We start from the raw sequence: 5040 nt of genomic DNA on the forward strand, positions 1-5040 counted from the left end.
CACCAACACCGTGCAGGCGATCGAGGCCGGCGCGCCGGTCGACCTGGTGTTCCAGTCGGTCGCCGGCACGCAGCGGGCGAACGCGAGCTTCGGCATCGACCTCGCGCTGCTGCGCGAGGCGCAGGCCGCCGCGTTGTCGCTGAAGCGCGCGACGGTGGGCGACCCGACCAGCGCCAACGTGATGTATTTCGAGACCGGCCAGGGCTCGGCGCTGTCGGCCGACGCGCACCACGGCGTCGACCAGCAGACCTGCGAGGCCCGTGCCTACGCGGTGGCGCGCGCGTTCTCACCGCTGCTCACCAACACCGTCGTCGGCTTCATCGGGCCGGAGTACCTGTACGACGGCAAGCAGATCATCCGTGCCGGCCTCGAAGACCACTTCTGCGGCAAGCTGATGGGCCTGCCGCTCGGCTGCGACGTCTGCTACACCAATCATGCCGAGGCCGACTCGGACGACATGGACACGCTGATGACGCTGCTCGGCGCGGCGGGCCTGAGCTTCATCATGGGCGTGCCGGGCGCCGACGACATCATGCTGAACTACCAGAGCACCTCGTTCCACGACGCGCTGTACCTGCGCGAGCTGCTCGGCCTGCAGCGTGCACCGGAGTTCGAGGCCTGGCTGCAGAAGATGCGCATCACCGACGAGGCCGGCCGCGTGCTGCCGATCGCGCCCGGCCACAGCCTGATCGAGCGCTTGGACCTGCCGAGGCTCGCGGCGTGACCCAGGAGTCGGCCAAGGACGCGATCACCCGCGACCCGTGGGGCGCCCTGCGCGTGCACACCGCGGCGCGGGTGGCGCTCGGCCGGGCCGGCGTCAGCCTGCCGACCGGCGAGTTGCTGCGCTTCGGCTTTGCGCATGCGCAGGCGCGCGACGCGGTGCATGTGCCGCTCGATGCCGATGCGCTGTGCGCCACGCTGCAGCAGGCCGGCTGGCCGACGCTGCAGGTGCACAGCGCCGCGCCCGACCGTGCCACCTACCTGCTGCGGCCCGACCTCGGCCGCCGGCTCGACGAGGCCTCGGCGGCACGCCTGGCCGACACGGCGGGCGGCTGCGACGTGCAACTGGTGATCGGCGACGGCCTGTCCTCGCTGGCGGTGAGCCGCCATGCCGCGCCGCTGGTCGCCGAGATCCGCGCGCAGGCGCCGCCCGAATGGACCTTCGGCCCCGTCGTCGTCGCGCGGCAGGCCCGCGTGGCGCTCGGCGACCCGGTCGGCGAGCTGCTGCGGGCCCGGCTGGTCGTGATGCTGATCGGCGAGCGCCCGGGGCTGAGCTCGCCGGACAGCCTGGGGATCTACCTCACCTGGGCGCCACGGCGCGGCCGCAGCGATGCCGAGCGCAACTGCATCTCGAACGTGCGGCCCGAAGGCCTGCCGTATGCGCCCGCGGCGCGCCGGCTGGTGTGGCTGGCGCGCGAATCGCTGCGGCTGCAGCTGAGCGGCGTGAGCCTGAAGGACCGCAGCGACGTGGCGGAGCTGCCGCCGGCGTGAAGGGCCCTAACATGTCGGCCATGCAAAACACCCCGCTGATCCACTGGCATTCGATGTTCATGGGCGTCGCGCTGCTCGCCGCCGCCCGCTCGAAGGACGGCCGCAAGCGCAACGGCGCCTGCATCGCGAGCGCGGACAACAAGATCCTGGGCGTCGGCTACAACGGCCTGCCGCGCGGCTGCAACGACGACGATCCGTCGTACTGGAGCGACATCGACGACGATCCGGTGCAGTCGCGCCACAGCTACATCGTCCACGCCGAGGTGAACGCCATCCTCAACTGCGTGGTGCTGCCGCTCACCGCCAGCACGATCTACACGACGCAGTTCCCATGCCCGCGCTGCGTGCAGTCGATCATCCAGGTCGGCATCCAGCGGGTGGTGTTCCTCGAGAAGAAATCCCACCAGGTCGCGCTGAACCAGGCCTCGGACAAGATGCTGGCCGACGCGGGCATCGAGGTGCTGTCGCTCGAAGCGCTCGAGGCGCCGGCGGCCGAGTGGTGCGACAAGCTCGACGACTTCATCCGCGACACCGGGCCGGCCGTGCACGGTGCCACGGATCCCGGGCAGCCCCCGCCGCCTTCGCCGAAGTAGCGGCACTGCACCCTCCATATCGCGGGATCACCGCGCGCCTGGGCTGGCTATCGTGTGCAGCACGGCGCGCGTGTTGCGCCGCGATGCATGGAGGTCTCATGCCGGCCCTGACCGATCCGTTCTCACCTTCGCAACTGCCCCCGTCGCTGCTGCCTCCCCCCGAGGCACCGCGCCAGTTGCCGCTGATCGCCGACCTGCTGGCGCTGTCCGGCTTCCGCACGCTGATGGCCCGCGACGGAACGCCGGTCAACATCGCCCGCATGATGTTCGACCGGCCCTACGCCTACGAGCGCATCGCCGTCGCGCACGGCAGTGCCGATGCGGCGCTGCAGCGGGCGGCGCTGCAGCTGTTCGGCCTGTACCTCGCCACCGACCCCGACATGCACTGATCCCCACGGCGGGGTCTTCTCGTTACCATGGCCCCTCCAGCCACCAGCCGGGGGAACACCATGAAATGGGAAGGCAACCGCGAGAGCGACAACGTCGAAGACGCCCGCAGCAGCGGTGGAGGTGGCGGCGGAGGCCGCGGCTTCGGCGGCCGCAGCATCGGCCTCGGCTCGGTCGCCATCGCGCTGGTGGCCGGCTGGATCTTTGGCGTCAACCCCCTCACGGTGCTGAGCCTGCTCAGCGGCGGCGATGGCGGCGCGGTCCCCACCCAGCAGCAGGCGCCTGCCGGCAAGCCGCCGGCCGACGACAAGATGGCACGCTTCGTCGGGGTGGTGCTGGCCGACACCGAAGACGTGTGGCGCGCCAAGTTCAAGCAGATGGGCGGCACCTACCGCGAGCCGAAGCTGCGGCTGTTCCGCGGCAGCGAGCCCACCGCCTGCGGCCGCGGCCAGGCCGCGATGGGCCCGTTCTACTGCCCGGGCGACCAGAAGGTCTACATCGACCTGAGCTTCTACGAGACCATGCGCACGCGGCTCGGCGCGCCCGGCGATTTCGCGCAGGCCTACGTGATCGCGCACGAGGTCGGCCACCATGTGCAGAACCTGCTGGGCATCAGCGGCAAGGTCGACGCGATGCGCGGGCGCGTCAGCGAAGCGCAGCAGAACGCGCTGAGCGTGCGCCTGGAGCTGCAGGCCGACTGCTTCGCCGGCATCTGGGCCCACGATGCGCAGAGCGCCCGCCAGATCCTGGAGCAGGGCGACGTCGAAGAGGCGCTGAACGCCGCCACCCAGATCGGCGACGACACGCTGCAGCGCAAGTCGCAGGGCACCGTGGTGCCGGAAACCTTCACGCACGGCACCAGCGCGCAGCGCGTCAGCTGGTTCAAGCGCGGCTTCCAGGGCGGCAGCGTCGAGCAGTGCAACACCTTCGAGGCGCGGCAGCTCTGAGCGGTAATCCGTTCGGGCTGAGCCTGTCGAAGCCCCGGTGACCTGCGAGCAGGTCCTTCGACAAGCTCAGGTCCTTCGACAAGCTCAGGGAGAACGGGGGTGGTTGCCGGCCGCGAAGGCCAGCTCGCAGGCCTCGGCGATCGTCAGCAGCTCGCCCTCGGCCTGCCAGGCCGCGAGTTCGGCGGCATCGGGGTGCCGCGCCAGCAGCCCGGCCAGCCGCGCCCGGTCGGCCTCTTCATTCGGCTGCCGCACCAGCCGGCCGCGCTCGCGGTAGTTGCGCACCGAGGCGCCCGCCAGCCGCGCGGCCGCGTCGGTGCGGCCCGACAGCGCATGCAGCACGCCGAACAGGTCGAGCATCGACCACATGCAGCTGTCCTCGGGCAGGCGCCGCAGCCGCCGCGCGCACTCGCCGACGACGGCCCGCGCGCGCACGACCTCGCCCTGGTCGAGCAGCGCCCCCACCAGGTTCGCGAACAGCGTGAACTCGTTGGCCGACGCCCGCCCGGGCGGCAGCCGCGTGAGCAGCGCCTCGCCGCGCCGGATCGCGTCGGCGCTGCGGCCGGTGTGGCGGTCGATGTCGACCAGGTTCGCACCGGTGCGCAGCATGCCTTCGAGGTAGCCGTCGCGCTCGCACAGCAGCGCGAGCGACAGCAGGCTCTCGCGGCCGCGCTCGGCGTCGCCGCCGGTGAAGTCGAGCACCGCCTCGGTGGTGCGGCCGTGCACCAGCACCGGTGCCGGCCAGCGCGGATCCTCGATCGCCTTCGCGCGCGCCAGCGCCCGCCGCGCCTCGGGGTGGTCGAGACGCCAGTTCAGCGCGAACTCGGCCCAGGCCAGGTACTCGCCGCGCGCATCGCCCAGCTCGGCGTAGCGCTGCGCGGCCAGCTCGGCCGCGGCCCGGCAGCGCAGCGGGTATTCGGTGCTGTGCGCCCGGGCCAAGCCCTCCCAGAAGCGCGCGAGCACCTGCAACGGCAGGCCGTCGGAGAGCCGGCCGACCAGCGCTTCGCCGCGCTCGCGGGCCTCGGCATGCAGCAGCAGCGCCCCCCACAGCGGTGACGACGAGCCGTACAGCGCGACGGCCGTGTCCGGGTCGTTCGCGGTGGCCTCGTCCAGCGCGGCGCGCAGGTCGTCGAGTTCGGGCGCCCAGCGGTCGCGCCAGGCGCCGGGCGCGCCGTGCGGGTTCGAGCGCCAGTGGTCCTCGTAGGCCTCGTCGAACACCGCGCACATGCCACGCGCGAAGGCGGCCCGCACGGCGGCCGCTTCACCCGAGGCCTGCAGCCTGTCGAGCGCGTACAGCCGGATGCTCTCCGGCAGGCGGTAGCGCGGTGCGCTTGCCCGGTCGACGCTCAGCAGCGAGCGGTCGGCCAGGTCGAGCAGCGTCTCGATGACGCGCGGTGCCGGCAGGTCGTCGTCGGCCAGGCACAGCGCGGCGCGGTCGAGCTCGAACGCCCCCGGGAACACGCCGAGCCGGCGGAACACCTGCTGCTCGGCCGGCGACAGCAGCCCGTGGCTCCAGTCGAGCGCCGCGGCGAGCGCGTTCTGCCGCGAGGCCGGCACCTGCGGCAGCGGTGCGAGCAGCCCGAGGCGCTGCTGCAGCCGCTCGGCCAGCGCGGTCAGGCCGAGCG

At 72.5% G+C, this 5040-nt stretch carries 6 protein-coding genes; 5 read left to right on the plus strand and 1 reads right to left on the minus strand.

Annotated features, from left to right (window positions below):
• From eutB to ypfJ, 5 genes are all read left to right on the plus strand, one after another.
• Nucleotides 1–724: ethanolamine ammonia-lyase subunit EutB (gene eutB / locus AC1DXV_RS31120; RefSeq protein WP_477937340.1), on the plus strand; the 724-nt coding region annotated here is incomplete at its 5' end.
• Nucleotides 721–1491 (plus strand): ethanolamine ammonia-lyase subunit EutC, encoded by a 771-nt coding sequence (eutC, locus tag AC1DXV_RS31125; protein WP_477868557.1) that lies wholly within the window; start codon nt 721–723, stop codon nt 1489–1491. The genes eutB and eutC, both read left to right, overlap by 4 nt.
• A gap of 11 nt (nt 1492–1502) precedes the next feature.
• Entirely contained in the window at nt 1503–2084 is a 582-nt protein-coding gene (locus tag AC1DXV_RS31130; RefSeq protein WP_477868559.1) for a deoxycytidylate deaminase, read from the plus strand.
• A 98-nt stretch (nt 2085–2182) separates the two neighbouring features.
• Nucleotides 2183–2473 carry a hypothetical protein gene (locus AC1DXV_RS31135; protein ID WP_477868561.1) on the plus strand — a complete coding sequence of 97 codons (291 nt, stop codon included), beginning with the start codon at nt 2183–2185 and terminating at the stop codon, nt 2471–2473.
• A 60-nt stretch (nt 2474–2533) separates the two neighbouring features.
• Nucleotides 2534–3418: a KPN_02809 family neutral zinc metallopeptidase gene (ypfJ, locus tag AC1DXV_RS31140; RefSeq protein WP_477868563.1), complete on the plus strand. Its 885-nt coding sequence runs from the start codon at nt 2534–2536 to the stop codon at nt 3416–3418.
• Nucleotides 3419–3502: 84 nt separating this feature from the next.
• On the opposite strand, the gene AC1DXV_RS31145 is transcribed toward ypfJ, so the two are convergent.
• Nucleotides 3503–5040, minus strand: a 1538-nt coding sequence (locus AC1DXV_RS31145) for a winged helix-turn-helix domain-containing protein (protein WP_477937342.1), incomplete at its 5' end; no start/stop codon positions are given.

The sequence above is a fragment of the Rhizobacter sp. P3_C12 genome (assembly GCF_056402735.1).